General features: G+C 62.6%; 20 protein-coding genes and 1 tRNA gene. 13 read left to right on the forward strand and 8 right to left on the reverse strand.

The features are described from left to right. Positions 1-19: 19 nt before the first annotated feature. The gene (ilvD, locus tag AC20117_RS20350; RefSeq protein WP_074701968.1) at positions 20-1,723 is read right to left on the reverse strand and encodes a dihydroxy-acid dehydratase; all 1,704 of its coding nucleotides are present in this window, start codon (positions 1,721-1,723) and stop codon (positions 20-22) included. 88 nt (positions 1,724-1,811) lie between these two features. Here ilvD and AC20117_RS20355 point away from each other — a divergent pair, with 88 nt between their 5' ends. Continuing rightward, positions 1,812-2,255 carry a hypothetical protein gene (locus AC20117_RS20355; RefSeq protein WP_074701966.1) on the forward strand — a complete coding sequence of 148 codons (444 nt, stop codon included), beginning with the start codon at positions 1,812-1,814 and terminating at the stop codon, positions 2,253-2,255. Positions 2,256-2,277: 22 nt separating this feature from the next. Here AC20117_RS20355 and AC20117_RS20360 read toward each other — a convergent pair whose 3' ends face one another. Then, the gene (locus AC20117_RS20360; RefSeq protein WP_074703365.1) at positions 2,278-3,228 is read right to left on the reverse strand and encodes a 2-hydroxyacid dehydrogenase; all 951 of its coding nucleotides are present in this window, start codon (positions 3,226-3,228) and stop codon (positions 2,278-2,280) included. A gap of 152 nt (positions 3,229-3,380) precedes the next feature. Here AC20117_RS20360 and AC20117_RS20365 point away from each other — a divergent pair, with 152 nt between their 5' ends. The 3 genes from AC20117_RS20365 to AC20117_RS20375 all read left to right on the forward strand — a co-directional run bounded on the left by AC20117_RS20365 (position 3,381) and on the right by AC20117_RS20375 (position 5,386). Next, positions 3,381-4,094 (forward strand): hypothetical protein, encoded by a 714-nt coding sequence (locus tag AC20117_RS20365; RefSeq protein WP_074701965.1) that lies wholly within the window; start codon positions 3,381-3,383, stop codon positions 4,092-4,094. A 91-nt stretch (positions 4,095-4,185) separates the two neighbouring features. Further along, positions 4,186-5,202, forward strand: coding sequence for a PQQ-dependent sugar dehydrogenase (locus AC20117_RS20370; protein WP_074701963.1), 1,017 nt, complete (start codon positions 4,186-4,188; stop codon positions 5,200-5,202). Between the two features lie 111 nt (positions 5,203-5,313). Then, positions 5,314-5,386 (forward strand) — tRNA-Lys (locus tag AC20117_RS20375). A gap of 382 nt (positions 5,387-5,768) precedes the next feature. On the opposite strand, the gene AC20117_RS20380 is transcribed toward AC20117_RS20375, so the two are convergent. From AC20117_RS20380 to AC20117_RS20390, 3 genes are all read right to left on the reverse strand, one after another. Beyond that, complete coding sequence (locus tag AC20117_RS20380) at positions 5,769-6,095, reverse strand: hypothetical protein (RefSeq protein WP_101632656.1); 327 nt, start codon at positions 6,093-6,095, stop codon at positions 5,769-5,771. Between the two features lie 129 nt (positions 6,096-6,224). Then, a complete protein-coding gene (locus tag AC20117_RS20385) occupies positions 6,225-6,842 on the reverse strand; it encodes a recombinase family protein (protein ID WP_101632759.1) in 618 nt (205 codons plus the stop codon). Between the two features lie 1,576 nt (positions 6,843-8,418). Beyond that, a complete protein-coding gene (locus AC20117_RS20390) occupies positions 8,419-8,745 on the reverse strand; it encodes a hypothetical protein (protein WP_074701961.1) in 327 nt (108 codons plus the stop codon). A gap of 298 nt (positions 8,746-9,043) precedes the next feature. Here AC20117_RS20390 and AC20117_RS20395 point away from each other — a divergent pair, with 298 nt between their 5' ends. The 5 genes from AC20117_RS20395 to AC20117_RS20415 all read left to right on the forward strand — a co-directional run bounded on the left by AC20117_RS20395 (position 9,044) and on the right by AC20117_RS20415 (position 14,469). Beyond that, positions 9,044-11,119, forward strand: a complete 2,076-nt coding sequence (locus AC20117_RS20395) for a hypothetical protein (protein ID WP_158300490.1) — start codon at positions 9,044-9,046, stop codon at positions 11,117-11,119. Between the two features lie 79 nt (positions 11,120-11,198). Beyond that, on the forward strand, positions 11,199-12,449 hold the full coding sequence (locus tag AC20117_RS20400) for an IS256 family transposase (RefSeq protein WP_418202253.1): 1,251 nt from the start codon (positions 11,199-11,201) through the stop codon (positions 12,447-12,449). An 81-nt stretch (positions 12,450-12,530) separates the two neighbouring features. Next, complete coding sequence (locus AC20117_RS20405) at positions 12,531-13,244, forward strand: hypothetical protein (RefSeq protein ID WP_139186824.1); 714 nt, start codon at positions 12,531-12,533, stop codon at positions 13,242-13,244. 300 nt (positions 13,245-13,544) lie between these two features. Further along, the gene (locus AC20117_RS20410) at positions 13,545-13,748 is read left to right on the forward strand and encodes a cold-shock protein (protein WP_074701955.1); all 204 of its coding nucleotides are present in this window, start codon (positions 13,545-13,547) and stop codon (positions 13,746-13,748) included. 178 nt (positions 13,749-13,926) lie between these two features. After that, entirely contained in the window at positions 13,927-14,469 is a 543-nt protein-coding gene (locus AC20117_RS20415; RefSeq protein WP_158300491.1) for a hypothetical protein, read from the forward strand. A 68-nt stretch (positions 14,470-14,537) separates the two neighbouring features. On the opposite strand, the gene AC20117_RS20420 is transcribed toward AC20117_RS20415, so the two are convergent. The 3 genes from AC20117_RS20420 to AC20117_RS23660 all read right to left on the reverse strand — a co-directional run bounded on the left by AC20117_RS20420 (position 14,538) and on the right by AC20117_RS23660 (position 17,351). After that, a complete protein-coding gene (locus AC20117_RS20420; protein WP_074701953.1) occupies positions 14,538-14,867 on the reverse strand; it encodes a helix-turn-helix domain-containing protein in 330 nt (109 codons plus the stop codon). 380 nt (positions 14,868-15,247) lie between these two features. Then, on the reverse strand, positions 15,248-16,057 hold the full coding sequence (locus tag AC20117_RS20425; protein ID WP_236777383.1) for a GmrSD restriction endonuclease domain-containing protein: 810 nt from the start codon (positions 16,055-16,057) through the stop codon (positions 15,248-15,250). A 316-nt stretch (positions 16,058-16,373) separates the two neighbouring features. Continuing rightward, positions 16,374-17,351, reverse strand: a complete 978-nt coding sequence (locus tag AC20117_RS23660) for an excalibur calcium-binding domain-containing protein (protein ID WP_074701951.1) — start codon at positions 17,349-17,351, stop codon at positions 16,374-16,376. 493 nt (positions 17,352-17,844) lie between these two features. Here AC20117_RS23660 and AC20117_RS20435 point away from each other — a divergent pair, with 493 nt between their 5' ends. From AC20117_RS20435 to AC20117_RS20450, 4 genes are all read left to right on the forward strand, one after another. After that, the gene (locus tag AC20117_RS20435) at positions 17,845-18,099 is read left to right on the forward strand and encodes a hypothetical protein (RefSeq protein ID WP_074701950.1); all 255 of its coding nucleotides are present in this window, start codon (positions 17,845-17,847) and stop codon (positions 18,097-18,099) included. A gap of 117 nt (positions 18,100-18,216) precedes the next feature. Further along, positions 18,217-19,056, forward strand: coding sequence for a hypothetical protein (locus AC20117_RS20440; RefSeq protein WP_139186823.1), 840 nt, complete (start codon positions 18,217-18,219; stop codon positions 19,054-19,056). A gap of 1,722 nt (positions 19,057-20,778) precedes the next feature. Continuing rightward, entirely contained in the window at positions 20,779-24,810 is a 4,032-nt protein-coding gene (locus AC20117_RS20445) for a hypothetical protein (protein WP_139186822.1), read from the forward strand. Continuing rightward, positions 24,810-26,228, forward strand: a complete 1,419-nt coding sequence (locus AC20117_RS20450) for a hypothetical protein (RefSeq protein WP_074701946.1) — start codon at positions 24,810-24,812, stop codon at positions 26,226-26,228. The genes AC20117_RS20445 and AC20117_RS20450 overlap by 1 nt, the downstream gene beginning before the upstream one ends. The last annotated feature ends 91 nt before the right edge of the window (positions 26,229-26,319 follow it).

Here is a 26,319-nt window from a genome sequence, read left to right on the forward strand (position 1 = left end):
CGCCGCCGTCCGCCTTCGATTAGCCGCAGTAAGCGCCGGTGGAGGCCGAGTGTACGAGCTTGGCGTACTTGGCCAGCACGCCGGTGGTGAACTTGGCCGGCAGCGGCTCCCAGCCGATCTTGCGGCCTTCGAGCTCGGCCTCGTCGACCAGCAGGTCGAAGCTGCGGGCGGCAATGTCCACGCGGATCCGGTCGCCGTCCTTGACGAACGCGATCGGACCGCCGTCCACTGCTTCCGGCGCCACGTGGCCGATGCACAGGCCGGTGGTGCCGCCGGAGAAGCGGCCATCGGTGAGCAGGAGGACATCCTTGCCCAGGCCGGCACCCTTGATGGCGCCGGTGATGGCCAGCATTTCGCGCATGCCCGGACCGCCCTTGGGACCCTCGTAGCGGATAACGACGACGTCGCCCGCCTTGATTTCGCCGCGGTCCAGCGCTTCGAGCGCACCCTGCTCGCGTTCGAAGACGCGGGCGTTGCCTTCGAAGACGTCGGCATCGAAGCCGGCGCTCTTGACGACGGCGCCTTCCGGAGCCAGCGAGCCGTGCAGCACGGTGATGCCGCCGGTCTTGTGGATCGGGTTGTCCAGCGCGCGCAGGATCTTGCCGTCCAGGTCCGGCGGATTGATCTCCGCGAGGTTCTCCGCAACGGTCTTGCCCGTCACGGTCAGGCAGTCGCCGTGCAGCAGGCCGGCGTCCAGCAGGGCCTTCATGATGACCGGTACGCCGCCCATCTTGTCCACGTCGAACATCACGTAACGGCCGAACGGCTTCAGGTCGCCCAGGTGCGGGATCTTGTCGCCGATGCGGTTGAAGTCCTCGAGCGTCAGGTCCACCTGCGCTTCGCGGGCGATCGCCAGCAGGTGCAGCACGGCGTTGGTGGAGCCGCCGAAGGCCATGGTGACTGCGATGGCGTTCTCGAAAGCCTTCTTGGTCATGATGTCGCGCGCGGTGATGCCCAGGCGCAGCAGGTTGACCACGGCTTCCCCGGACTGCCGGGCGAACATGTCGCGGCGGCGGTCGGCCGAGGGCGGTGCGGCGGAGCCCGGCAGGGACATGCCGAGGGCTTCGCCGATGCAGGCCATGGTGTTGGCGGTGTACATGCCGCCGCAGGCGCCTTCGCCCGGGCAGATCGCCCGCTCGATGGCGTCCAGGTCCTTCAGGCTCATCTTGCCGGCTGCGCAGGCGCCGACGGCCTCGAAGGCGTCGATCAGGGTGACTTCCTTCTCCGAGCCATCCTCCAGCTTGGCGAAGCCGGGCATGATCGAGCCCGCGTAGAGGAAGACGCTGGCCAGGTCCAGGCGCGCGGCAGCCATCAGCATGCCGGGCAGGGACTTGTCGCAGCCGGCCAGCAGCACCGAACCGTCGATCCGTTCGGCCTGCATCACCGTCTCCACCGAGTCGGCGATGACCTCGCGGGAAACCAGCGAGAAGTGCATTCCCTCGTGCCCCATCGAGATGCCGTCCGAGACGGAGATGGTGCCGAACTGCATCGGGAATCCGCCGCCGGAGTGGACGCCTTCCTTGGCGCCCTGGGCCAGCCGGTTCAGCGACAGGTTGCAGGGTGTGATTTCGTTCCAGGAACTGGCGACGCCGATTTGCGGCTTGGCAAAATCGTCATCCCCCATTCCCACTGCTCGGAACATTCCACGTGCCGGGGCTGCGTGAATGCCGTCGGTGACTACCCGGCTACGGGGCTTGATATCAGGAGTTACGTCCGCGCTCATGACTTCGATTCTATGGCCAGCCCCGCTGCGCTCATGACCATGTGACACGGGGGCGCAACACAATGGAGCGGTTCCCTAGGATGGAAACATGCACCCTACTACGCCTACCAGCGACGAACTCAAGGACACCCTGCGCGGCATTTTCGACGCGCAGATTCCCAACCACGGCGACTACAACCTGGTTTTCGGCAGTGCAGGGGCGGACCGGGCGGCACAGTCGCCGACGGGTTCGAGGAAGGAACGGTATTACGTCATCGGTTATCGCTGGCGTCCGCAGGAGCTGATCATCGCGCCGTTCAACGGGCCCACCCTGACTGCGGGAAGCACCCCGGTGGCGATCAACATGACCAATCTCTCCCACGCCATCCAACTGGCGGAGGGTGACTACGAAGTCGGCACGAGCACGGGAAAAACCTTCCGGTTCACCGTCCGAACCCGCGGTCTCCTGCCGATTCCCGGACACGTTATCGAGCAGGACGACGACGAAGCGGATTTCCGCAGCTTCATGGCCGGCCTGCTCGAAGTCGCCTGAGTACTCGAGTTCGCCTGAGTGCTTAGGCGAAGGGCCCGGGCTGAACCAGGTTTTCCGGCAGCTCCCCCTCGGACAGCCGCTGCAGCTGGCCCTGCAGGAGCTTGACGATCCGGGGCCAGAACGCCGTAGTGTTGCCGCCCACGTGCGGGGCGATGATGATGTTTTCGGACTGCCAGAGCGGGTGGTCGCGCGGGATCGGTTCCGGGTCGAAGACGTCGACGGCGGCTTTGAGCCTGCCGCTGAGAACTTCCGCGGTCAGTGCCTCCGAATCGACCACGGCTCCCCGCGCAACGTTAACCAGCAGGGCGCCGTCGGGCATGGCGGCGAGGACTTCGGCGTCGATCAGCTGATGGGTGGAAGCATTGAGCGGGGTGATGACGATCATCACGTCGCACTTTGCGGCCAGCGCGGTAAGTTCGTCTGCGGCGTGCACCTGGCCCTCAGCATCCATCCGGGCGGTGTTCCCGACGCGCGTGAGCTCAACCTCGAAAGGCTGGAGCCGCCTGGCAATTTCCCGGCCGATACCACCGACCCCGACGAGCAGGACCCGGCTGTCGGCCAGCGACTGGCGCCGCACCGAGTTCCACACTGCCTTGGGCTGGTCCCGGACCATCTGGTCCACACCGCGCAGCGAAGCCAGCGTCAGCCCCACCGCCAGTTCCGCCGTGGCGGCTGCATGGACACCGGCGGCGCTGACCACGGCGACATCCGGTCCCACCAGCTCCGGCAGTCCGTCATAGCCCGTTGACTGTGTGTGGACCAGCTTCAGCCGAGGCAGGTCTTTCAACGCCTCCCAGTCGGTGCCCGCGGCATACGGCAGGATCACGGCTTCGATGTCGGCGGTGGCAATCCCCTGCGGCGGGTCCTGCAGGTCCCACACTCCCGCCTGCAGTCCGGAAGGCAGTGGGCCTACCGCCTCCAAGAGGGATGAATCCGGAAAGGTGACGGTGTTGATCAAAGTCTGCTGAGCCATGTTCGGAACTTTAGCCCGGCTGCCGCGGCGGGCCCAAAGCAGCCGGGCCCGCTGGGCCAGCACCTGGCTACCGGTTGCTATGGACATGCTCTGGGGCGGGAACTAACGTACGCATCAGACGATCCACGCCGCCAACCGAAGAAGGTCCCGTCATGGAATGGTTCATCTGGGTACTGATTGTCGTCATCGTCGCTGCGCTGTTGTGGTGGCTTTTCACCCGGGGCTCCTCTGCTGGACAGGTGCCGGCATCGAGCGGACCGCTGGGCCACGCACCGACCAACATGGCGCACGGGCCCTCCGATGCGGCCGCCCAGGCCCCTACGGTCGGCAGGATGGGCGTGACGGAGGATGACCCGAAGCCGCGGCAAGGCAATGTAGCGCATCGCTCCGAACCGGCGGCCGGCGGCGTCGCGGCCGGCGCGGCCACAGGCGGACTCATTGCCGGACATACCAATCAGACGGGCTCGAACGACAAGGGCCCTGAACCCATCGACGGCTGGATCGAGAGCGCAGCGGAAACAGCACACTCCGAACCGGCCGTCGAAGACAAGTACATCGAAGACTCCGACGCCCCGCCGCCTACACACGGCAAGCATGCCGCACCGGTAGAGCCGGATGCGCCCGCCGGTTCCTTCACCGGGAGCGCCGGAGACCAGGCACAGGATCCGGCTCCCTCCCAGGCAAGCCCCGGCGCTCCGGAAACCGGGGCCGAGCCGAAGCCACAGGAACGCGCCAGCACCGCCGAAAGCCAGGACCCGCTTTACGATGAAACACAGTGGCCCGCGCACGACGGCGAAACCGTCATCGAGCCGCGGGTGGACAAGGTTCAGGACAACGACGGCGACCGCGGCACGAATGCGACCTAAGCCGCCGTCTCATGCTGGCCCTTCGGTCCCGGGCGACCGGCTCCGCAAAGACACTTTTCGGCGCGGCCAGCTCGTAGCCACGGCTGCGGTCTTGGCGCTCGGCCTGGCGGCTTGCACCGGTCCGTCCGAAAGCACCGCCCCGGACACCGGCAGCGCCTCGACATCGCAGGGCCGGGTCACAACGGCCGCCACGGACCTGGAGACGCCGTGGTCCATCGCCGTTCTGCCGGATGGGAGTGCGCTCATGTCGGAAAACGACACCGGGCTGATCAAGCACGTCAGGGACGGACGCACCGTGGCTTCAGTGCCGATTGGCTCCCCGCTTGAAACAACGGGAGAGGGCGGTCTGATGGGTCTCGCCGTCGGCCCCGACTTCGCCGAAAACCAACGCCTGTTTGTCTATCTGACGTCGCCACAGGACAACCGGGTCATCAGCTACCGCTGGAACGACGGCACCCTGTCGGACGTACAGGAAGTTGTCACCGGGATCCCCAAATCGCGGATCCACAACGGCGGCCGGCTGGAGTTCGGCCCGGACGGCCACCTCTATATCTCTACCGGCGATGCGAGCAATTCCGAAGCGGCCCAGGACCTGGATTCCCTGGGTGGCAAGATTCTCCGGGTCACTACTGACGGGAAGCCCGCGCCGGGCAACCCCTTCCCGGACAGTCCCGTGTACAGCTATGGGCACAGAAACGTCCAAGGCATGGACTGGGATTCACAGGGCCGCATGTGGGCAACCGAATTCGGCCCCACCGAGGACGACGAACTCAACCTCATCGAGCCGGGGCAGAACTACGGGTGGCCCGCCGTCACCGGCGCCCCCGGCGACGAAAGGTATGTGGACGCCGTCGTTGTTTGGCCGTCGACGGCGGAAGCCTCCCCCAGCGGCATGGCCATTGTGGAGGAAGTGGCCTGGATAGCGGCCCTGCGGGGCGAGCGCCTGTGGCGCGTAGAACTGACCGAGGAGGGTGCGGGAGAACCTACGGCGCTCCTGGCGGACAAGTACGGCCGGCTCCGCGACGTGGCGCTCTCCCCCGAAGGCGACCTGTGGGTGCTGACAAATGGGGGCAATCCGGACCGCATGCTGGCCGTTTCTGTGAAGTAGCCAACAATCGCCCGCTGGATTTCGCATTCCTCAAAAAGTCCTGCTAGAGTTACATGTCGTTGCGAGGGAGAAAACGGAAACGAAAAAGTCCGAAACTCTTCCAAACACACTGCACCTCTAGCTCAACTGGCAGAGCAATTGACTCTTAATCAATGGGTTCCGGGTTCGAGTCCCGGGGGGTGCACAGAAAAACCCCGTCTGACTAGGCAAAACACCTGTACAGGCGGGGTTTTATTTTGCCCGAAATCTGGAAAAGGGCTATTTACGGGATATTTATTTTCCGTCGGCGCTCAGCTGCCGCCCTACCGACAAACGTCCGCCTCGGTCAAGCCGCTGAGCCGCTCCATGTATTTATACCCTTATCGGGGGTCCGCGAAGTGCTGCGCCGGCGTGGCCAGCCACTCAAGAGACAGTCGACCAACAATGCCGACTCGTGTTGAAACCGAGAGACGGCACTAGGCCTTCACCAGGAACATGTGGGAAGAATTCGTCGCCATTCCAAGGTGAAAGACTGACGCGTAGTCTCCGAGACTATCTCTCGGGCTTCGTCAACAGTCCATATGCGCTCACGATCCATTCTTCAGTTCGGTAATGCTCGTTATGGGGGTGGTTTCCCGCCAGGTGAGGATGCCATCTTCACGCACGTCCAGCCAAAAGCGCGCGCTCTCCCCCACCCGTAAAGTATCCAGAAACACAAGCCGCAGGGGCTCGCCGTCGCGACGAAGGGCTTTCGCTGGGTCCAAATCAAATGCAGGATGTTGATCGTGTTCGAATGGAAGCCGGGTCAGCGTACGACTGGGAGGCGTCAGATCCAGAAAATAAGCAGTACCCGCAGCGGAAGTCACTCGATATGTAGCCATGTCAAGGTCAGTAACTTCGTATACCTGGAACATTCATGTCCAATCTGAGCTGAGTCTGGTACTAAGCAGGCGTTAGAGATGTGCATCCCTCGGCCCGTTCGTCGTGTTCGGCAATTCTGACGGGCGCCAATCGGAGAAGTGCGATGCCCCACTCGAAGGCCATCACTGTTCACGTGGCGGCATGCTGCGCCTCCTCGCCGCATACTTAGATCCGTCCTTGCCTGGGCGCACCGGGGCATCTTCTTCCATGGGCTCATTCCCATAAGTTTTCAAGTACCGGTACATCGTTGACTTAGACCATCCGACGGTCTTGGCCGCCAAGTTGGCGGGCTTACCAGCAGCCATCATCCGCCTTGCAGTGGCGACACGTTCTTTAGCGATCGCTTCGTCCAAGGGGGACGGCCCGAATCGAACCCCACGCTTCTGTGCGGCGATCACGCCAGCGCGCACCCGCTCGTTAATCAGTTCCCGCTCATATTCGGCGAGGGTAGCCATCATCGCCAGCTGCATTCTGCCCTGCGGCGAAGTAGGATCGACGCTGTCCATGATCGAGTGCAGTCGGACACCCCGCTCGACCAACTCATTGACAGTGTTCAGGACATCGACCACCGATCGGCCAATCCGGTCCAGACGCCAAAAGTAGACGTCGTCATCACTTCGGACATACCGCAACAGCTCCTGCATTCCAGGCCGATCCTTTGCCTCCTTCGCACCGGAGAGTTCGTCGATAAAGATCTTGTCTGCTGCGACGCCGGCCTGGATGAGGGCATCTACCTGCATACTGGCGTCCTGGTCGGTCCTACTAGTTCGCGCGTAACCGAGTCTCACTACGATCTCCTCTAATCGGTATCGTCTCCGGCATCTTCAAGGGAACCTGCTACAGGCATAGTGAACCATCTTGCTAAGACACTTTTGGCCTTGGAACTCCCCGGTCGGACAATCGCGTAGAACCTCTCTGACCTAAAGTTCACGAAACTGGCAGGCGAAGCCGCGGCTATCCCCGGCTTCATCCAAGGTCGCCGCCATACCTCCAGCCTGTCGATATTGACGAAGGCCAGTATTTTCTGCCCCTTGACGGCCAGGGTCAGTGCCCACCTGTGGTCCGTTTTACTGCCCGACGGCGGCCGGCCGACTCGCTTATGTCATGGCTCCGCGGACTGGAGGTTGGCCCTTAGCCGCTGCAAGGCAACTGCCGTCAAGACGTGAGGGATCGCCATGTCTGCCCCGGCGACACCCTGAATCCAGTCGACCACCCTTGACCGACGGCATACCGCCGGCCAAGGGCCGCATCTATCGTATTTGCCAGCTCCAACGGTGTACCTGCAGGGACCCGTTGCACCCGGGCCACCCATGCGACCTGAAACCGCAGGACAGAACTATAGATAGTAACCGTATGTAAACCGGTGATTGGAGCCCATTTACGCTTCTGCGTTCACTTGCAGCAAGTGTACAAACAGGTGGCCCGGGTGGCACTAGATACCTATATCTCTTTCTTAACGTCTAGATATAGAGAGATATAAGGGGGAAGACGGTTGCATTACGGGTCGGCTCATTCCTCGGCTCGGGGTGGTCCGAGGTTGCCCAGCCAGTAGGCGACCTGCTGGACCATGCCAGGGCGTCCCGAATCCTCGTAGTGCCAAGGGAATCCAGCCCTACCCGCCGCAAAAGCACTCAGATGCTGCACGCGCTGCCGCTTCCATGAGCATTTCGCCTTGCCGCTTCAAGAAACAGTCCGACCGGTCCGATGGCTGGTCTTCCCGACAACGGGCTGAGCAGTCGTCAGCTCACCGAATTTGGTAGTTGGAACAGCAGTCGGGGCAATGCAATAGGGAATAGGCGAAGCATCAGGACGATTACGCTTCAAGCCTCGCTATCAGCGGCAATGTCCACTTCGTGTCGTTGACGGAAAAATCCGCGGCGTCCCGTCGCATGCCTGCATAGGCACTGGGCGACGCAACTGCTCGCGGTTCGTTCCACGGACGGAGGACGATGTTTCCAAATCAAGATGATCGGTTGTCAGTAGCTGGCCGGTTTCTGGCCGACTTCCAACGGAAGGGTCGAACTGCGGCGGCAGAATCCTATCTTCGGATGAGTGATACCACACGCCTCGCATTAGTCGACGGGCTCGTTACCCTGGTCCTGAATCAGCAGAAAGGAAGTCCCGAGATCATGCCCAGCGACGGACAGGATTCATGCGGGCCTCGCCAGGTGGGATCAGTTAGGGCAGCCAGTGAAGACGCCATTTTCTGGGGCATGGTTTCAAGGGAATTTCCAAGAGAAGCGAGTTCCTGATCCTGGTATGACGAAATTCGTCGGCCGCAGGTGAACGCTCAAACCGACCTCGGGGCAGCCGAAGTCAGAAGAGCTTGCCCTCCGTACTGCGGTTCAGCCCCGTGCGATAGGGCTTTGCCGCCTCCGCAAATGCACGTTTTCTGGCCAGCACAGACTTTTTGTCACCGATACCGGCCCCTTCATGCATAGGGCGGATCAGAGACCAGAGATGAAGGGAATCGTCGTGGAACCAAATGACCAACTCATTACACCCGCTGAACTCGCCAACAGACTCGGCGTCAGTGAAAGGAGCGTGCGGGAAAAGTGCTATCGGCGACTTTGGAGGCACACGCGGCTCGATGCGCGAACGATCCGGTTCGCGCCGAGCGACGTTGCCGAAATCCTCGCCCAAGCCCGCACACCTGCATCTTCAGAACCTATCGAAGCATAAGCACCCACTGGCGGCTCATACAGTTGCCACTGACACAAGAAAGGACCAAAGAATGAATGTGGCAAATCATTCTGCGCCGCGAACAGGGCCTGCATTTCCTGGTTCCATTCTCGAAGCTGCGCAGAACGCTTTCTTTCCCACGGAAGTACCGCGATGGACTCCGGATGACTATCGGGAGTCCCTCCACGGCCCCGCTGCCAGATGGCTTTCGGAGTCAAGCATCGCTCCCCTCGTTGAGCATGCGCGGGGATATGCAGTCTTGGATGCAGCCACGACAGCCGATCGGCTGAAAGAAGCCGAAGTCAAACTTTCAACGACACTAGGCAAGGCCTGGAAGAAGCAGTTCCAAAAGCGTGACGGACTCTTCATTCCGTGGCATTCGCTGGCCAGCCTCAGGGACTGCCTCCATAAAGGGAATCATCCTAGCCATGCTGAAAGTTTCGTCATCTGCGCGCCCGAACACCTCGGCGAACCGGAACGCCACAACTTCACGATGAAGGTGGGCGGTTCATTGGGCGTACACCCCTCAACACCCAGCTCCTGGATCGAAAAAGCGAATGTCGCCGTCTGCGTCCCTTCTCCTATGGCCGCAGACGCCTGGCTGACGCAATCCCTTTTCAATTCAGGCATCAGCCGTGACGAACTGGCCCGATCCGGCGGCCAGAACCCCGCGCGGAGACTCACCGCCATCATGGAAATGGTTCCCTTTGAAGATCGGGTGCTGGTCCTGTCCACGGATGCCTTGGCGTTACACCGGCCCTCACTGCCGGATGACCTGGCCGGTGCAGAGCTTCCGTCTGAGGTCCTGCTCGTCTTCGACCCCCAGCACGCTTCCCTCACCAAGGCACACCAAGAGGCATCCAGTGTCTGGGAGGCCCTCGAGCACAACCCGTCGGTGTCGTCCCCGAGGGCGCTTTTTCTGCCGCCGCTTGTAAGCCGGTCACTCTTTCCAGACGGAAACCTCCGGCATCTCCTGGGATCGGGGGCCCGCCTGGACGAACTGTTTTCCGCTTCCGTACTCGAGATGCCGACAGCACCGAGCAGCAATGAAGAGACCAAGCCAGGAGCATGGCGTATCAGCGAGGACGGGTTGAGGACTGAACAATGCGTACAGTCAGCCAGGAACGATGAAGCACCTACCCTGCGCTGGGAAGAACGAATCCCGCTCGGCGGCCGCATCACCAAGCTCCTCACGCGGCGGCGGCCCACGACACGTGAGCTGAAGACTGGCCGCATGGATGCCCCCGCCAACGGCAAGGTATTCATTAATGTGGAAGTGAGCTGGGAGTACCGCGGATCACCGGAGGAAACCTGTCAGGTGACCGGCCCCAAGGAAATCCTGCACTACCAGCCGGTTGATTGGATCCGCCATGGAGCGCAGATACCGACTGAGCTGCTGATGCATCCTAATTGGCCCCCCAGGCATCAACATGCAGAAGGTTTTCTTCAGGCAGTTAAAGTACATCGTCGGGACGAACGTAGAGAGTCGATGGTTTGGCAGCAAATGGGATGGGTGCCTACCGCCCACGGTCTGCCCGCGTTCATAGCTGGCGAACAGGTAATCCCGGCCCATGAGGACGTTACGGTCGAAATCAAGACGCCAAGCCCAGAGACTTCACTCCTTTATGGTTTCGGAGAGATCAGCGAGCTCAACTGGAAAGACGCAGCTGATGTGGAGCAGGTCAGAAAGGACTTCCGCACGATTCTGGATACCTACGTCCGTTCGGAAGCGTGGAGCGACCCGGCAGCGGCAGCGGTCATACTGGCCGGTGCACTGCGCCCTTGCCTGCCCCTCCGGCCAAAGACCTCCATCTACGTCTGGGGCCCTAAAGGACGCGGCAAGACCTTCAGTGCGGAAACGGCTATGTACTTCTGGGCAAGCGACAAGTCGGCTTGGATTGGTAAGCCTCCCGGCTCCGCCGGTGACACTCTCGCATACACCGAAAAGGTCCTCTCTAGCGTTCCCATCTGGGTCATTGATGATCTTGCTCCTTCCACGTCTAGGGACGCTGCACAAAACAAGAGTGCACACCTCGAAGACACGATCCGAAATGTTTTCAACAATGCTGCAAAGGGTCGCTCTGACCGAGATGCACAGGCGCAAGAGCGGAACTTTCCAATCGCTCAGCTCATCATCACAGGCGAGAATCAACTGACGACACCTAGTGCACGTGAGAGAACTATTCCTGTCCACATTGGTACTGGAAGTCTGCACCCCGATCACAAGAGGACGGCTGCTATCACCGAGCTCGCTGCGTCCGATGGAACCCAGGCCAGATTCACTTCCCACGTAATTTCCTACATCCGCCATCTCGCATCGACGGAGGGACTGTAAGAAGAACGGTGTGTGATGGCCCGGCCTAATCCGAAAGGAGACGGGCGTGTCAGAGTTCACGACCGAGATGACAGAGGCGATGATCGATCCCGTGACGGGAGAGATCATCGATCAGAAGGAGCTCGCCGAGCAGTTGCTCGCGCAGGCCAAGGAACAGGGCGTGAGCCTGGTGGGCCCCGGCGGTCTGCTGAACCAGCTCACGAAAAACGTGCTCGAGACTGCGCTGGAAGCGGAACTGACCGAGCACCTCGGCCACGAGCACGGCGAGACTCCGATCGCGGCCAACATGCGCAATGGCACCCGATCCAAGACCGTATTGACCGAGATCGGGCCGGTGGAGATCGAGGTGCCGCGGGACCGTGAGGGATCCTTCGAGCCGGTGATCGTGCCCAAGCGGAAACGGCGCTTGGACGGAATCGATCAGATCGTGCTCTCCCTGAGCGCCCGGGGTTTGACGACCGGGGAGATCGCTGCGCACTTCGAGGAGGTTTACGGGGCCAAGGTCTCCAAGGACACCATCAGCCGGATTACGGAGAAGGTCGCCGGTGAGCTGGCTGAGTGGTCCGCCCGCCCGCTGGATCCGATCTACCCGGTGATCTTCGTCGATGCGATCGTGGTCAAGGTCCGCGACGGCCAGGTACGCAACACCCCGTTCTACGTCGTCATGGGCGTGACCACCAATGGGGAGCGGGAAATCCTGGGCATCTGGGCCGGCGACGGCGCCGAAGGCGCCCGGTTCTGGCTGCAGGTCTTCTCCGAGCTGAAGAACCGGGGTGTGGAAGACGTGCTCATCGCCGTCTGCGACGGGCTCAAAGGGCTGCCGGAGGCGATCACGACCACCTGGGAGCGAACGGTGGTGCAGCAGTGCATTGTGCACCTGATCCGCAACAGCTTCCGCTACGCCGGCCGGCAGCACCGCGACGGGATCGTCAAGGCGCTCAAGCCGGTCTACACCGCACCCAGTGAGCAGGCCGCGAAGGACAGGTTCGACGAATTCAAAGCCGAGTGGGGCCAACGGTATCCAGCCATCGTGCAGCTCTGGGAATCCGCATGGGCGGAGTTTGTGCCGTTCCTGGAGTACGACGTGGAGATCCGGCGGGTGATCTGCACGACGAACGCGATCGAGTCGATCAATGCCCGCTACCGGCGGGCGGTGAGGGCGCGCGGGCACTTCCCCAACGAGGCCGCTGCTCTGAAATGCCTCTACCTGGTCACCAGGTCTCTTGACCCTACCGGCGGAGGCCGGGCACGCTGGGTGATGAGGTGGAAGCCTGCGCTCAACGCGTTCGCGATCACCTTCGCGGGTCGGTTCGAGAGAACCTCCAACTAATGAATACCGCCGGACCCCACACACCGTCTATCGGACAGTCCCTCGACGGACAGCCGGTTCGCCAGTGGACCGGGCAGTGGCATGACGTCATGGGAGAGAATGCGCTCGTGGCTGGGAGAAGAACTGAGGAAGCACCAGAAGGCTGCTGCTGAATGCAGCTCTGCAGTCGGCATGGCCGCTGCGGATCGCGCCGGTAAGCTCGCAGGTGATCTCACTGTTGTCTACGCCTTGCTTGACGATATGGCACAGTACGTAAATCTCGGCGACGAATACCGGAAAATTCTGGCCTTCGAGACGGGACTGCCGCAGAGGATTCGCTCACTGACTATGTCAACTGCCGCGGACCATGCCAAAGCAAGCCCGGGCCAGGCACTCGCACAAGCCCTTGGCTCTGCACTTGCAGCCGGGTACTGTCATCTGATTGACGGGACTGATCCCGCCAAAGCTCCCGAGAGTTGGCATGCGCTCGGCTGGACCGTGGGCCACAACGAACGCCCTATGCCCAAAGGAATCTGCGTCGGCCGCATCTACGTACATGAGGGGCGAAGCGTTGCCTTGTTCGACCCCATAAGTGCATTCAAGGTCGCCGAGGAAAAGTTTCCTGCCCTCATTCCTCCTGGCCAAAAAGGCCCCAGTTCGTGGAGGTCGATGTGGGATGAAGGCCTGATGGCTAAGGGCGTTACCAGGCAGAAGGAGCTCAACACTGCTCGACTACTGAGCATTAAGGAACGCCCCTCAGGAGTGCCAGTGGCGATCGACCTACTTCTGAACGGCGGTGAGCCTCTCGAGTCTTGATCAGGTGGCGCTGCTATCGCGCCATCGCCCACCCGTTACAGGGCGGGGCTTCCACCCGGCAACGGCACGGCAACGGGTGGAGTCTTCAGTTCCGGAGGTGCCCCCGTTACCCGGTTCATGAACTACCTTCGCGGTCGGGTGCAGGGCGCTGCTTGCAGCGCAGCGCCCTGCCCGTAATAACCCAAGTCGGTTGGCGCTTTGTCCTTGCCGTCGGCCCGGTTGACACATAGCGTTTCACCTAGGCAGCGGGAACGGTGTTTGCATATGGAACACGCGAAGCAGGCCTAGAAGGAATGCAACATGGCAACTGGCACTGTGAAATGGTTCAACTCGGAAAAGGGCTTCGGCTTCATCGCCCAGGATAACGGAGGCGAGGACGTCTTCGCGCACTTCTCGGGCATCAGCGGAGGCGGCTACAAATCCCTCGATGAAGGCCAGAAGGTCGAATTCGAAGTCACCCAGGGCCAGAAGGGCCTGCAGGCGGTCGACATCCGTCCGCTCTAGGACAAAATAATGAGAGGTGCCCGGGCGCAGCTGGCAGCAGTCAGCCCCGCCCGGGCATTCGTATGCCCGGGCATACGTACGGACAGCCGCAGCCCTGCCCCTCTCCATGCAGAGCAGGGCTATCCGCCTACCGCTTCCGAACTAGACTGAAGTGCAGGAAGCACAGGAAGAAGCGGCCGTGAACACCGAAATCCACCACCGGGAAGACCAGCCGGGAGCCAACTCAGCCGCGGTGCAGGACTCACTCGTGAACCTGCACCGCAGCCTGGACGCCATCCGCCCCGCCCTCGCCTCCCTCCCTCTGCCCGTCAGCCCCGAAGTCATGGCCGGCATGCAGGCGACCGAAAACGCGTGGCGCGCCATGGAGGCCGAATTCGGCATGCTCACTGGAAGCCAGGTCGGCGAACTGCTCGGCTCCCGGGCCTCCGGCCGCAGCTCCTACCCATCAGGCAAACGGAAGGCCGGCAAGCTCATCGGTGTCCGGCGCCGCAACGCCGTGGTTTACCCGGGCTTCCAGTTCGACCAGGATGTCGGCCGGATCCGGGACGTCATCCCCGGGCTGATCGCCGTCATCCGTAAACACGGGCGCACCGAAGAAGACCTCGCCCAGTGGCTGTGCAACCCCAGTGGCTATCTGGACGGTGACCGCCCCGTCGATCACCTGGGCGAACCAGAGCGGGTGCTGGGCGCGGCCGAAGGCCACTACGGGGTCGAGTGGTGACCTCTGATGCGTGCAGCCGGCTCGAGGGGTGCTCCAAACTCTGACGTGAACGCGCGGCGATCCGGCCGTCACTTCCGCGGCGACGGGTTCCGCCGCCTGGCCGCATACTTGGAGCCGTCCTTACCGGCCCGGACCGGCCCCTCTGGTTCCGGCGCACCCTCGCCGTACTTGTTCAGATAGCGGTACAAAGTCGCCTTCGACCAGCCTAGGGTTTTGGCGGTCAGGGCCGCGGACTTGCCTTCGGCCATCATCCGGCGCGCGTTGGCCACCCGCTCCCGGGCGATCGCCTCGTCCAGCGGGGCGGGCCCGAACCGGACCCCGCGTTTCTGGGCCGAGATCACCCCGGCCCGGACGCGTTGGATGATGAGTTCCCGCTCGTACTCGGGCAGCGCCGCCATGGCATCCCTCCATCCGGGCGTCGGAATTTCTCGAGCAGCCTTCGGTTTCAGACGTCGGGCCTACTCACTCTCGTTGCGGTTCTTGCGTGCCACGCCTCGATCACCTCGGCGAGGTCGGGCTGAGTTTTCGCTAGGGGGACCCGACCTTTCCCCAACGCAACCTCGCACCACGTCGAGTGTGACTTCGAAAAGAACGTCTTCCTGGTTGTCTTGTCAATGGCGTCTTACGTACGTGTGCGTGCACTCGCCACTGCCCATACAATTACTCCGCTGAATTCGGACTGAATTCTATAGTCCAGCCTCCCGGGACAGTTTGTCCGATGGCCTCCCCCGGTTGGGGGGATTCGCGGAAGCTGCCCGGACGACAACTGCCCACAGCGCTACTCACAGCCCACGCCGTCGCTGTCTCTGTCGAACTTGGTATCCCATCCAGGATCCCCAGCACGTATCGGGGCAGCACCAGCGGCTCGCACCGCAGAACAGTTCTGATAGAAGACGTCCGTTCCGGTCGACAGCTTAGGGACAGCAGCGTCCTGCGGTCGGGTCGGCGCTTCAGCGGCGGGGGCAGGCTCAGCCGCCACAGGAACAAGCACTCCCCCATCATCTGCAGGCACAGGCTGGTCGGGACAAGAAGCGATAAGGATCCGGCGGATCGCGTCGTGTTCCGCCTGTGTCATCCATAGCCCGTACTTGGCTTTCACTGCCGTCTGCAGACCGACATATTCGCACTGGAATGACTTATCTGATGGCAGCCAAGTGGCAGCGTCACCGTCCCCCTTGGAGCCGTTGGTTGGCCCATCGACTGCCAGCAGATTTAGAGGGTCATTTCCGAAGGCTTCACGCTGATTCGGCGCTAACTGCTGAGCGCCTTTCTGCCAGGCATCGGAGAGGGCGACAACATGGTCAATCTGCACTTTAGTACTCGTCGCGTTGCCGCGAACGAAGTTGATCGTCGTTGCTGTAAAGGGATCAGCAAGGACACCAGAAGTAACGACACAGCCCTGAGTTCCTGGCTTGTGCGCCTTTTCCGTAAGATCGCGGTTGAGCATGTCGTTGCGCGCATCGCAGCCGTTGCGGTCAGGGTCCTTCCATCCGTTGCCAAACAGGTCACGGTCGTACCCTGTCTTCGGCGCACGGCCCTTGATCGGAATTGTTTCCAGTTGGGCAAGAACAGTACCTGCCGAAGCCACAGCTGTACTGGGCTCCGCGGAAGGGCTCGGTTCCTTGGTCTTCGTCGGCTCGACATCCTCGGCTACCGGCGACGGTGTGGTGGCCGATACGGAAGGGGGCGGCGACGCGGATTGTGTGCTTTCGGCTACTAGCGGCGTTGCATTTACCGTTTGCGGTTCGCAAGCTGTGGCACCCAGCAGGACTAGGGCAGCGGTGAATGACGTTACGAGGCCATTCCGGATGTTATTCATGATGGGAGTGCTTTCCTATGCTGCTGCCTCCCGATGGCTATTGCGGATCGGGAGGCAGCTACTTCAACGGCGGGCAGGTCAGCCGCTATTCGCAGGCGACTCCGTCGCCGTCGCGGTCAAGGTGCGAGCCGTACCCGGGGCCGCCGCGGTATACGGGAGCCGCGCCTGCAGCGCGTGCATCAGAGCAGTTGGAGAAGTAAGCGGCTGGCGCTGGGGCGGGCTCTGGAGCGGGGGCTGGCTGCTCTTGGGGTAGACCGCCGGAGCTGGAGCCTGGAGAACCGCTCTCACAGCCGATGCCGTTCAGGTCGTGGTCCAAATGGGTGCCGTATCCGGGCGAGCCTGCCTGGATATTGTAGGCTCCAGCCGCTGCGGCGGCGCTGCAATTTTCATAGGCACCAGAGCCTAGATCAGTTTCCGCAGCTTCTTCTTCAGCCTTCTTCTTCGCGGCTGCCTCTTCGCGACGCTCCTTTGCCGCTTCCGCTTTCTTTGCTGCTTCTTCTTTGGCTTTCTTTTCGGCCGCGGCCTTCTTAGCTGCCTCTTCTTCTGCCTTCTTCTCAGCAACGGCCTCCTTCGCCGCTTCTTCCTTCGCCTTCAACTCCGCTGCCTCTGCTGCACGATCAGCAATGATCTTGTCGTGGGAATCTCGATCCATCCACACGAGGACTCCATCCTCGTCCTCAGTGCAGAAGAAGATTTCCGATTGGAATCCGCGCCGCATATCTTCGTCATCGCAGGAGGTCAAGGCAATGCTGCTGGCACTCGGCGACGGAGTCGCCGTCGCCGTCGCGAAAGGTTCATCTTCGTCGACAGCAGTGGCTGAAGTACCGGAAATAGCTAACCCGACGACAAGAACAACAACGCCACTCCAAATGGTCGTCTTCGCGCCCTTGCGATTCTGCAATCCAATCCAAGACCTGCGTTTGAAGATCAGCGCAAACAATCCGGTAATGAGCGCAATAATGCCCAGCAGAGTAAGGAATACGCCAAATCCACCCAGTCCCGCGGCAAACAGAAACAAGATCAACAGGAGAAAGAGGATACTCGCAGTAATCCAAAAGGACACTGTCGGAGCCCACTTCCGATACTGAATTTGGGCAGCGTAAGACTGATGGCCTGACATATTTCCCCCAACAAAGACACAAATGATGAAGCGTTTATTCGCTATGCGAATCGTAGCATCGGACTGCTCAAACTGGCACAGAGCATGCGGGAATAGAATTTATGTCGTGGTGTGGGACAGCGGCTCCTACGAGCCGCGTAAATCTCTACACGCACCACCTAGGCGATAGGGCTGGAAAGCGGCGCCCGTGACTGCGAGTGATAGTAAGTTTCGCCCTGCACGCTCCCATGACCCATGACCTATAACAACGGCGGCCGTACGGTAGTCGTCCTGTCCTCAGGACACTCAGGAAGCGATAGGCGGCCTGCCTTGGCGAGGCATTAGCTGGTTAGCCGCGTATCCGAGTTAATGTCCCTTGCACACAGATACCTGCTTGCGCCTTCCTTTCTGTAGGTTTAGTAAGGTTAGGAAACTACTACAAAAGGAATGCATCAGCATGAAGTTTGACCCCTCGGTTTCGGACAAAATCACAGCCGGCCAGTTGACGGCCCGGAAGCTGGGACACAGTGTCACGGCTGTTGAGAACGGCACTGTGATCATGGGTGAGCTGCGGGAATTAAGGTTTAGCGACCTGCGGGCCCAAGGCAAGTTCGCTGGCACCTTCAGCGTCGACTTGATGATCGGCAACTTCAGGGTCAGCGTCACCTCCGGCGACGAAGTTTGGGTGACCAAGGAACCCGTGAACGCGTAGAACATCTAGTGGGCCCGTGGCTCGCAGCTGGCATCTAGCCGGGGGGCGACATGGGTCGCTGAGCAGCTGCCGTGACGGGACCTGCCGGCTGCGCTGCGGGAGTCTACAATCCATGACATGGGGAAAATGAGCCGGATTGAGCTCGCGATGCTTGGCATCCTGGCAATCGCTGTCGGCGTTGCACTTGCATTGGGCGCGGTCTGGCTGACCAGTCCGGACGAAACGGCAAACAACCAGGCTGCGCAGACCTCGATTGAGGCTCCGGCCTCGTCGGCTCCCACTGCATCAGCAGCAGCGAAGAAGGCGACGCCGGCCCCACTAGAGTCCGGGCCGGCTGCCATGCCCGAGCAGCAAACGCCGGCGCCCGCTCCGCCAAGACAACAACATCCCGAACATGTCCAGCCGCCGCTTCCCGCACCTAATGCGCCACAGCCTGGCTCCGCCCCGTTCGAGGAGCATGCCGCTCCGGCTGATGACCCGGACCCGTTCGAGTACAACGACTGGCCGGAGATTTCATGCCCGGCCGGCCAAGCAACGCTCGTCCTGGAAGACGTCAATGTGATCGCCGAAGGCGACTCGGAAGTGACGCGCGTTGTGGAAGTCTCCGGGCATCTGACCAATGACACTGTTGCCGCCGTCGAGGCCTACCTGTGGAATTCGGTAGCCGTCATTGGAATCGACCGTGACGGTGAACGTGTGGCCAAATTCCGGCCAGAGTACAAGTACGAGACCGCGCCCGGCGAGCTGCGGCCATTCCACATCTCGCTTGAGCCCGGGGCCACCCTGCAGTTCGATTCACCGTTGGACGTCTACTCCAGTGAATGGGAGTCGATCACGCACTGGATGCTTGATCCAATTTTCACCGACCCCACCCTGCAGTTCACTGAAGATAACTTTTGCGATGCGCCGGTGGTGCTGACGGGAGAGCCTGTTCCCGCCGGCAGCCACCTCCCCTGAGTCATCCGGCAGACCGGCTGTAGCCGCAAGCCCAGGCCAAGCGAACGCGCTGGCCGAACGACGGCGATAGCCGCAGGACCGGGGTCGGAAACCAAACGGGTGTCACGGCCGCACCATCGGGAAATTTTTGTAAGCCGGAGGCAGCGAAGTCCCATATGTTAAGAGGGTTCGGCGCTGGCGCGCCTCACCCGAAAGCGAACCGTCCCGTGTTGCTGTGCGGGTCGCGATGCGTTCACCGTTGTGACTTCGCCTGGCGGCTTGTCGGCCTGTTTGGTGAACTGGCGGCTGCGCCGCCGGGTCTCCTCCGCTTTGGTCGCTGGCGCTCCCGTCGCTTTGGCGACCCCGTGCATCGTGACGCCTCCGCGCTGTGGTGACGGTTCGCTTTCTTAGCCCGCTGCGCGGGCGGTCCGCTTCGTTTCCCTTCTCGTTTCACTCCCCGGTTTGCTGTGCGTATGACGTGCGGCTGCGCCGCATGGATGCTTCCTGGTTGCCTTTGCTCCTTGCTGGCCGTGCCTGTTGTTGTCTCGGGCTTCGCGTTGATTCGGGCAGCGGCCTGCTGCGCAATTAGCGGTGCCTCTTTGTGCAGAGAGTGTCTGCACGATTGGCGTGGCTCTATTTGTCCAGACGGTGTCTGGACTATTGGCGTCCTTCTCGAATTGTCCAGAGAACTTTGGACCATTGGGCGATCCCGAAAGTGCCACGGCTTGTGGCACTTTTAGTGCCCTCGAATAGTGCAACGGCCTGTTGCACTCTTGACGGGGAATCTCCCACAACCTGTGGGACATTTACGCCGCACGTAGTGCGGTGCTTCATGGTGTCTTGCGGCTTCGCCGCAGGGTGGGTGCGTGGCCGGGAGTTGTACGCAGGTGGCAGTGTTGCACGGGGTGTTGCGTGCTCCGCACGCAGGGGACGCTGCTCGTTCCCTCATCGTGTTGCTGCGCGGTGTCACGGCGAGGCGTGCATCGACAGCTTCTGCGAAGCAATGCTGGCGGACAGACGACGATTCATTGTCGTCTGTGGGCTGCGCCCTGCCGGATCGTGATGCTGCTCGATGGCAGCCGGTCCGTCATCCGGGTCGCAGACCGTTCCGGTCGTCGATGAGACGACCCCTCACTCACGTGGCCGAAGGCCAGACAGCCAAGTGCGCTTTCCTGCAGAAGACGACCACTGCCCCGTGCACAAGTGCACCCTCTTCTCCGACTCCGTCTTGGCCGACACCCACACGCCAGGCAGGACGGAACCTGAGCGTTGCGCAGCAACCGAAGGTGCAGTCCGCCGCACAGCTGACACACCAACCAGGCCGCTTGCGGCCGGACCCACAACGGTCCCGCGGCGCAGCCGCCCTTACGGCGTAGCCGTACAGAGAAACTTTGTGCTTTACATGATGCCCAGCTGCAAGCTGGACGATTGACAGTTTGTACACCCTCCCGAAAATCCCGGACAAAGTCCGCGCAAACCCCTCCGCCCACCGCCCCGGCCGCACACACAAGATCAGAGCCCCGAAATGACCAGGCAGGGACCGCCCCCGGCAAGGTGAAGTAGGTCCTCGCGGCCGCTGCACGTGATGACAGAGAAATGCCTACTGAAGGGGCCGGGAGCACCCAAACCCGGCTTCCGGGGATTTCCGGGCCTCATATCCGGGATTCTGCCGGATTTCAGGGCGCGAATCGCCCATACGGGGTCTGCAGGGCGGGGAGACCCCGTCTACGCATGTTCAAGGGTATGGAACAGCGCATTTTCCGGATGGCCCGCGCCGGCGGGATCGACACCAACCCGACGACCTTCATGCAGCGGGCCAACACCTTCGCCTCGGCCGCCACCCAGTACGGAACCACGACCATGCTGACCCGGCGCGAGCAGACCGGGCTCAACGGGTACGTGATCATGCCAGCCGAAGCCGCCCGGGCCAGGGCCGCCCTCGCGCTGGCGCACACGGTCGGCGCCAAGTCCGAGGAGACGCAACTGCCGGACGACCTTGGCGACACCCCGGTCATCGGAACGCTGACCTTCCGCCCGTCGCCGGTGCTGCGCGAAACCCAGAACGGCATCGACCCCTCCGAGTTCCCGAAGCTGCTGGCCAACACGATGCCCGAGGGCTCATGGGTGGCGGTGTCGCTGCGCAAGCCGTCGAACAGGGAGCGCAAGTTCCACACCAAGTGGCACAACTACCGGCTGGGGAACGCGAGCCCTCAGCACCACTCCTACTCGCCGAGCGCGATCATGATTTCGGTGACCGCCGGCGGCGCCAGCCAGGACGAAGTCCGCGCACTGCTGGGCCAGTTCACCTCCGGGATGCCGGGCTTCGACCTGGACACCGACGTGCGCTTCCCGAAGACGAAGCACAGCTCCTGGCTCGGCGTCCCGGCGGGCCTGCTGCTCGCGGCCGCGACACTGTTCGGGCTGCCGCAGATCCCGCTCGACCTGCCGGCCTTCACGGCACCGTCGTTGTTCGCCGTCGCCGGGCTCCTGCTCCTCACCGGGATCGCTGGACTCACCGGCCGTATGCGCTCCCCCGACGTGAAGCTGCGCGCCAAGCTGGCGGCCGCAGGGTTCCCGCCGCCGCCGCACCGCCGGACCAAGCCACGGCCGCCGCACAAGGAAGAGACGATCAAGCGGACCATCAACGAGGGCGGCGAGAAGAAGACCGTCGAGAAGCACATCAAGGCATTCGACGGCGACTACCCGTTCGCGCCGGATGTGTTCCTGGTCGGGCCGACGGTCGTCGTCGGCATGGTCTCCCCGCACGCCGGCGCCATCTCAGGTGAGACCGTCTCGCGCGAACGCGCCACCCCGCCGGCGATGCTGCAGCCGATCGGCCCGCTCATTGGAACGAACCAGGACGGCAAAGCCTACGTCAGCGCATCAGCCCAGCTATTTGGCACGGCTATCGTCGGCAGACCAGGCACCGGGAAAGCCGAAAGCCTCGACTCCCCAATCCCGGTTCCTGTCTCCGGCAAGTTCCCTTCCAGATGGGCACTCAACCGCGAACTGTCCGTCGGCGACAAAGTGTTCACACCGTCCGGAGCCGTCACGAAGATTGCAGGATTCTCAGAGGTCTTCGATGGCGACATGTATGAGATCACGTTCAGCGACGGGCAGAAGGTCAAGACAGATGCCGGCCACCTCTGGGCCGTCTCCGACCGCGTCACCCGCCGTCGGGATGGGTCCGAGCATTCACTCGCAAAGATGGCCGACGTTGATGAACGGGCTAAGACTGAGGCTCACCGCCTCCGCGCAGTAGCCGACAACATCGAGCCGGGCACCCTGGCGACCGGAAACGACCTTAACCGGATCAGCGGCGTCGGCGTCGGAGTCCTGCTGCGCTTCGTTCGTGCAGCGGGAATTGATCCGGTGCAGGCGTCGGTAGTGACTCATGAAGGCGGCGTACGTGAGATTAGCCGGCCGCGCGTGCGCTTCGACGCAAGCGAATCACACCAAGCCCTCATGCAGATGGCGACGCACCCTTCGGCCGCGGCTGTACGCAAGCTGAATCTCACCGGACTCAAGGGTCAGGAGGGGTCCCTGCTTACCGCCAAGGAGATTCTGTCCTTTGTTGGCGTAAGTGATCCGTCCCTGATGGAATGTTCTACGATGAATGCGCGGCTGAAGCGTGCTGGCGTAGCGGGAACGCGCGACGTTGAAACGAGGATGCTCTCCACCAGGTCCACTATCCGGATCCACGATGTTTACCCGGTTCGCGAAGTGCTCTCTCGTTACGCAGACCAGGTGGAAGCTGGCAAGGACCGCGCACCCAGAGTGCAGCTGCGCACGACTGCGCAGCTTGCGCGCAAGGTCCGAGTGACTGCGGAGGGTGCAGCCAACTGGGCGGTCGACACCACTGCGCCGATCGCCGGGGCCGCGACCGATGCTCCTCTCGACCCGTATGTCCTCGGCGCCTGGCTAGGCGATGGCAACACTAACGGGCCGGCCATGACTTGCTTCGACCCAGAGATAGTCACCGAGATGACTGCAGCCGGTTATGTGCTTCGCCCGCACAAGGCTCCTGGCCGCTACGGGATTATTGGCGCCGTCGAGAAATTCCGGGCGTTGCGACTGCTCAATAACAAGCACATCCCCGCCATCTATCTCCGGGCTTCCTTCGAACAGCGGCTGTCTCTGCTGCAAGGACTCATGGACACCGACGGCACCATCGATCAGAACGGTGCCTGTGAGATCAGCCTCTGCCATGAGCGCCTCGCTAACGATGCGCTTGAGCTCATTCGGTCGTTGGGCATCAAAGCGTCGATGACCTCCGGCCCTGCCGGCTACTTGAAGAATGGCGTCCGTACCATGACCTCCACCAGGTACCGCATTCACTACACTACGTCGCTGCCTGTGTTCCGCCTGTCGCGTAAGGCTGAACGGATCCCGGCGACAACCCGGCCGACACAGGATCTTCTTTACATCGAGTCCGTGGAGCCAGCCGTGTCGGAAAAGGTTCGCTGCCTGAAAGTAGAGGCGGCTGACGGAATGTACCTCACCCACGGGTTCATTCCTACCCACAACTCGCTGCTTACCCGCACATTGTTCGGCTGGCACTGCCTGGAGCGCGTCGCACCGTCCGGCCGTCCCGGCTTCCCCGGGCGCAACAACACGCTCATCGCGTTCGAGTCCAAGGGCGACGGCGTCGCCAAGTACCGGGCCTGGGCGCACAGCATGGGCGACCGCACCCTCGTCATCGACGTCGCCGACCCGAACACCCCGGGCATCGACCTGTTCGCCGTTCCCGGCAGCAACGAAGAGAAGGCGCTCTTCTTCACCAACGCGATGACCTACACGTTCGGCAAGGACGCCATCGGCTACCGCTCGGCCACCACCCTGAAGGCGGTGCTCAACGCGGCGCTGGCCGTCAACGACGAACTCATCGAGTCCATCGAAGGCCGCAACCCGGCGGTCATCCGCACCGGCATGTCCCCGATGTACTACGCCTACCTGCTGCTCGCCGGCCGCTCCGACAAAGTCGGCGTCGAACTCGCCGAAGGCATCAAGGCGCGCGCGGTGAAGCTGCGCGAACGAGGCAACCCCGACCCGGTGATCGATGCCGGCTGGGCCGCCATCGCGTTCCTCTACGACGGCACCACACCGTCGAAACGCGCCGGCCTGACCGAAGCCCCGTTCTCCAAGATCGAAGACCTGCTCGCACTCGAACAGTGGTGGTCGCCGTCCCGCCGCAAGGTCACCTGGGACCAGATCATCGATGGCCACAAGTCCGTCGTCATCAACACCGGCACGTCAGCGACCGGCGCCGTCCTGGACGACTCCGTCAACCACGCCATCTCATCGCTGCTGATGTTCTCGCTGCAGAACGCGCTCAAGCGCCTGACGTCCGGCTGGCTCGAACAGCAGCGGTACGTGACCATCTTCGCCGACGAACTTTCGCTGCTCTCCGGCTCCAGCCCCGAGGTGATCGGATGGATCCGCGACCAGGGCCGTTCCTATGGCATCCGCGCCATCCTCGCGACGCAGCGGCCCGAGCAGCTGGGCCCGCAGCTGCGCTCCAACTTCCTCACCTACGCGACACTGATCTCGTTCTCCCAGACCGACGTCGGCACCGCCCAGGAGATCGCCGCCAACCTCGGCGGCCACGGCGAATGGACCCAGGAAGACATCCAGTTCCTTGAACCGTTCCACGTCGTCATCCGCTCCGAAGTCGACCAGAAGCGGCAGTCCGCGTTCATCGTGAAGCTGCCCAACTTCGAAGCTAACATGGCCTCCTACCCGGCGGCCCAGGGATACACGGAGGCGGCAGCCTGATGACCACCATTGCCCTCGACGGGCGCAAAGTTTCCGCGGTCGCACCGTTCCGCCGCAAGCCCGAAGGCGTGCTGCACGCCGAGATGATTCCTTCGGCCTGCCCGGATCCGGCACTAGCGATGGACTCACGCCGCGACCCGTACTGGGACCGGCTCTGGGCACCCGGGTCGCAGGCCGTCTGGACAACCGCAGCGATGGCGAAGCAGCGCATCGCCGACGGCGCCGCCGCCCTGCGCAAGGAAATGCAGCTGACCTCGCACGAAGCCCTGGAGAAAACCCTGCACGGCTACAACTGGAAGGAGAAGCTCGCCTGCTGGGCCGTGCTCGATTCCTGGCGCACCGTCACTGCCGAGCAGATGGCCGCGATCACCGGGCGAAGCTACCTCGCCGACGAGAACGGCTCCACCGTGGCGGCATCCTTCGCGCTGGGCCTGATGGACATCGGCGCGTTCCCGAATCCGCTGGCCACCCGTACCGCCCAGCGTGCAGCCGTGTACCGGCCCGGCAACTCCGAGGCGTTCGACGTCATCGCCCAGCACCTGACCTGGCCCGAACGGCTGTCCGTCACCGGCGGCCAGGAATGGTCTGCCCGCGGCCTGCACGACAGGCACAATGTGCTGTCCACCGAGCTGTGCCTGCGCGCCGCCGAATACCTGCCGCTGGGCGCGGTGCTCGGAGAAAAGTTCGCGACCACCGAGCTGCTCGCCGGCTCCGGCCTGGGCAAAGAACTCAAGGGCACCTTCAACCGGCGGGCCGACGGCGTCCTCGTCCGTGAAGACGGACTGCGCATCGCCATCGAACTCACCGCCTCGACAGGGCCGGCGTTCAAGAACAAGGTCCGCAAGTGGGCGGAGCTGATGACGCAGCGGCCGCTGGAAACCTCCGGCCTGACCGTCCTGTTCGTCGCCGCCCCGCACCCTGACCGCACCGCCGGAGGAAAAGATCCGCGCGCCGGCATCTACCGCACCCTGGCCGAAGTGCTGCGCTCCTTCCCCGGCACAGGCGAAGACTCCCCCGCTGCCCGCATCGGCGTCGCCAACTGGGAGGAATGGTTCCCCGGCCGGCACCTGATGAGCGAAGCATTCTTCACCCTGAAGGCCGACTTCGCCCTCAACGACGCCAAGGGCCCGGACAAGTGGGCCTCCCGCGAACTGCTTGGCGACTACCCGTTCACGCCCTGGGAAACCTTCGACGCAACCGCGGTCATTGAGAACGCGCCGCTGCTCGCGGCAACCCCGCACTGGATGCGGACCGGCGACCACACCGGGCTCATCGGCTCACCATCCTCCCGCGCCGGATCCCGGCTCGTGCACAAGGACCCGGCCCGGCCGGAAAAGACGAAGGGCCGGGCACTCGGCGAAGCGGTCGGCGCCGCCGGCAAGGCCAAGCTGCCGGACCGGCTGCGCATCGAGGGCTGACCGGCTTTCTCTTGACCTTCCCAAGCGCCCACGTACGGCGGTCACGGTCTGGGCACGCAGCCAAGTGCCGCTCGGGCAAAGGTACCGCCGC

The sequence above is a fragment of the Arthrobacter crystallopoietes genome, from assembly GCF_002849715.1.
Lineage (GTDB): Bacteria > Actinomycetota > Actinomycetes > Actinomycetales > Micrococcaceae > Crystallibacter > Crystallibacter crystallopoietes.